Here is a 432-nt window from a genome sequence, read left to right as displayed (position 1 = left end):
GTGGACGGCATCGACGGACGATTCGGGCTACGTCGAATACAACGTGTACCGAGTGAGCGCCCTGCCCAATGAAACTCCCGCGGACTGGGGCGAGCCGCTCAACGGTGCGCCATTGGCGACGACGAGCTTCACCGACGGCGAAGCTCTCGGTGCGGGCTCGTATCTGTACCGTGTTGTCGCTCTTGATCGTGTCGGCAACGAAGCCGACGGGACTCCGGCGCTCGTCGGTGGATATGCAGCCACGTATCGTCCGGTCGTTGCAATCACGAACGGTTCATATTGGGTTCCTGGTCAGACCACCGCGCACCTGGTGCTCCGCGGCCCCGCCAACTTTGCGATAGAAAACGTCGGCGTCCGCTTCTACACGGAGACCGGTCCTGTCTCGATCCCGATTGGGAACGTCGTCTTCGGAGCGGACGGTATCTCGCAGTT

At 62.0% G+C, this 432-nt stretch carries 1 pseudogene; it reads left to right on the top strand.

Features of this window, described 5'->3' with window-relative positions:
• Positions 1–432, top strand: a pseudogene (locus SB658_RS22000) (hypothetical protein); the annotation flags it as partial.

It is taken from the genome of Bacillus sp. SIMBA_008 (assembly GCF_046535495.1).
In the GTDB taxonomy this organism is placed as follows: Bacteria; Bacillota; Bacilli; order Bacillales; family Bacillaceae; genus Bacillus; species Bacillus subtilis.
The sequence above is the reverse complement of the archived record's forward strand: the minus strand, read 5'-3'. Positions and strand labels throughout refer to the sequence as shown.